The organism is Mesorhizobium sp. M8A.F.Ca.ET.021.01.1.1, from assembly GCF_003998025.1.
Classification (GTDB): domain Bacteria; phylum Pseudomonadota; class Alphaproteobacteria; order Rhizobiales; family Rhizobiaceae; genus Mesorhizobium.
In genome coordinates, this window is sequence record NZ_RZSJ01000622.1 from 1 (window position 1) to 3,485 (window position 3,485).

Below are 3,485 nucleotides of genomic sequence, written 5' to 3' on the forward strand. Positions count from 1 at the left end.
AATTCATGAAGGTCGACGTCCTGGCGCTTGGCATGCTCACCTGTATGAAACGCAGCTTCGATCTGCTGGCCGAGCACAAGGGCATGACCCTCGACTTGGCCACCATCCCGGCCGAAGATCCGGCGACCTACGCCATGATCCGCAAGGCGGACACGATCGGGGTCTTCCAGATCGAGAGCCGCGCCCAGATGTCGATGCTGCCCCGCATCAAGCCGCGCACCTTCTATGACCTGGTGGTCGAGGTCGCCATCGTCCGCCCCGGTCCGATTCAGGGCGACATGGTCCACCCCTATCTGCGCCGCCGGGAGGGCAAGGAGCCGGTCGAGTTCCCGACCCCCGAGCTCGAGCGCGTGCTCGGCAAGACCTTGGGCGTCCCTCTGTTCCAGGAGCAGGCCATGCAGGTCGCCATGGTCTGCGCCGGCTTCAGTGCCGGCGAGGCCGACCAGCTGCGCCGCGCCATGGCGACCTTCAAGCACACTGGCGGCGTAAGCAGATTTCGCGACAAGCTGATCGGCGGCATGATCGCCAACGGCTATACGCCGGAATTCGCCGCGACCACCTTCAAGCAGCTCGAAGGCTTTGGCAGCTACGGCTTTCCCGAAAGCCATGCTGCCAGCTTCGCGCTCATCGCCTATGCCTCGAGCTGGATGAAATGCCACCATCCCGAGGTCTTCTGCTGTGCGCTGCTCAATTCCCAGCCAATGGGCTTTTACCTGCCGGCCCAGATCGTGCGCGATGCCCAGGCCCACGGGGTTGAGATCCGGCCGGTCTGCATCAATGCGAGCCGGTGGGATTGCACGCTGGAGCCGATTGGCGAGGACGGACGCTTCGCCGTCCGCCTCGGCCTGCGCCTCGTCAAAGGGCTAGCCAATGCGGACGCGGCGGCGATCGTAGCAGCCCGGACTGACGAGCCCTTCGCATCCATCGACGATCTCTGGCATCGCGCTGGCATGCCGTCGGCAGCTCTGGTCCAACTGGCCGAGGCGGATGCCTTCCGTTCCAGCCTCGGTCTCGCGCGCCGCGAAGCTCTATGGGCACTCAAGGGGTTGCGCGACGAACCCCTGCCCCTCTTTGCCGCCGCCTCGGCGCGCGAACAGAAGACAGTCTCGGAAATCCATGAGCCCGCTTTGTCGCTTCGGCCGATGACGGCCGGTCGGGAAGTGGTCGAGGATTACGGCATGTCGGTCTCACCCTGCGCAACCATCCGCTCTCGTTCCTGCGCAGTGACCTTGCCCGGCGCGCCATCGTCACCTGCAGGGAAGCGATGCAGGCGCGCGACGGACGCTGGCTGGAGGCGGCCGGCCTTGTTCTTGTCCGTCAGCGGCCCGGCTCGGCCAAGGGCGTGATGTTCCTGACGATGGAAGACGAGACCGGCTCTGCCAATGTCGTCGTCTGGGTCAAGGTTTTCGAGAAGTATCGCCGCGTGCTGCTCTCCTCCTCTATGCTCAGCGTTCGCGGCAAGATTCAGCGTGAGGGCGAAGTGGTCCATCTCGTTGCACACCAACTCATCGACCTTTCGGGGGACCTTGCCAGTGTGGGCAACCGCGCGACGCCGTTTCCCCTTCCGCATGGGCGAGGCGACGAAGCTCGTCACAGGGGACCGGGAGTCGATCCGCGGAGCTTACCCAGGGGCTTCAGACCACGTGACCTCGTTGACCCCACGTTGCAAATAGGTGAGGAGCCGGGATTTTCACTAAGCGACGCCCTAGCCCTTCAGTTCGCGCATGCCGGCTTCAAGGAAGCTCGACAGCAATGCCTCCATCGCTTCCATTGGGTTGTCCTGCTTTTCCTCGCGGAGCTTTTCGACCTGCTCAACGAACCCCGAAAGCAGGCCTCGCATCTTGTCTGGCGATTCTTCCAAACGTCTCAGCATCTTCAGCGAATTGTGGCTGTTACCGAGAAACTCTGCGTTCCTTTCAGTGATCTCGGCCAGCATCTCCTTGCTGATGCGTTCACTCGGGGCGGCAAACTCACCGTCGATCCAGTCGACGTAAAGTGAGGCGTTCTTGGCTTGATTTGATCTCTCGTGAAACGCCTCCTGGCTGTCCTTGAATGCCGCCATCGCGCCGTCCCAGTCACCACGCAATCTGGCCTCACTCTCCGCCTCGGATGCCTTGAGCATATACGCATTGGACTTGTTCTTCGACGCATGACGCGCGAAGGCGGACAGGACCTTCTTCTGATCGACGTCAAAACCGACAACCAGGCTGACTGCCCAGGCACCGAGGCTGTCGACCTTCGAGCATTCCTCGAGCGATATCTGATGCAGACACAGCGCCCGTGCCACAGCGCCTGCTTTCGCCAAGAGCTCCGCCTCGACAAAAAGGCGTTCCGCGTTGTCGAATGTCTTTTCGGCTCCTCGGACGAGAATGTTCAACGATACCCGATCCGACTTCGCCGCTTTCTCCACTATGCCGTCCCGCTCTTTATCGCTCATCCCTTGTCCAGCTTATTCCAGTCCGCCGCGCCCGTCACTTCGGGCGCGCCGGCGACGATTCCGTGCAGCCATGTCACGATACAGTAGGCCCGCTCCTCTGCCGGCCGATGGTCCATGAAATCCCCTCCCCGCTCACGATCCCGGAAACCTCCTTGCCGATGTGCCGCTCGAGCACCGGCCGCCATGGCACCAGCGTGAACTCTCGCGACTTTTCAAGGACGGCATTATTTTCCGCTGGCAAGCTCGACGGAGCGACGGAGCCTACCCTCCACTCGTCTCCAGACCGGGCTTCGACATAAGACAGTCCAAGCTCCTCCGACAGCTGCCCGGCAACACGGTTCAGTTCGCGCTGCCGTAACATCGAAAGCATGTTGGCGCGATAGACGATCCGATCCTGCTCTTCATGCGCGAGGCCTTGCGCGATCAGCCACTGCCGCCGGCGGGCTTGCGCCTCGCGAACCTCACGCCCGAACCCAGAGTCGCGCAACGCCTCCGGTCTCTCCGCACCCAGCTCCCGGTCGAGCCAGGTGGCGCCGTCGAAGGTAACTTGGCGCTCCAGCGGCATTGATGAGAGCTTGTCGACAACGACAGGCTCGGCCCTGGCCCGCTGGCGCTCGTATTCCGTGACACGATCGAGATGGTCTGGCGAGACGAGCCAGGTGCCGTTCGGCTCTCGCTCGACGCCGCCGGTCGCGCGGCGGATCGCCTCCAGCCGCCGTACATGCGTTTGCGCAAAGCTCTCGGTGGCGGATGTATCATGCCTCAGATGGATATCGACGTTGTAGCGACCGCCATGCGCGCCGGCGACTTCGGCGACGGTGCGGTCAACCCGCCTCGGCTCGGTGTTCCTCGGCGCGACACGCACGATGCAGCCATCAGGCATCGGTTCTATCGCCTCGCCTCTGCCGATGTCGATCCAATGGCTCTTGCCGTCGACGCCCTCGACGATCAGGTAATGCCGGTCATTGATTTCGTCGGCCAGCCCGCGCGCGACGACGCGACCGACGAGAAGTTGGATCGGCTCGCCGGATCGATCGTGGATTGCCCA

2 protein-coding genes and 1 pseudogene are annotated in these 3,485 nt (G+C 63.0%); 1 reads left to right on the forward strand and 2 read right to left on the reverse strand.

What is annotated here, in order from left to right; all coding sequences use genetic code 11:
- A pseudogene (locus EOA36_RS30945) lies at positions 1-1,697 on the forward strand (OB-fold nucleic acid binding domain-containing protein); the annotation flags it as partial.
- An 8-nt stretch (positions 1,698-1,705) separates the two neighbouring features.
- On the opposite strand, the gene EOA36_RS30950 reads toward EOA36_RS30945, so the two are convergent.
- On the reverse strand, positions 1,706-2,437 hold the full coding sequence (locus tag EOA36_RS30950) for an AbiV family abortive infection protein (RefSeq protein ID WP_126101821.1): 732 nt from the start codon (positions 2,435-2,437) through the stop codon (positions 1,706-1,708).
- Positions 2,438-2,510: 73 nt separating this feature from the next.
- On the reverse strand, positions 2,511-3,485 hold a 975-nt coding region (locus EOA36_RS30955; RefSeq protein WP_127280703.1), incomplete at its 5' end, for a DUF3363 domain-containing protein.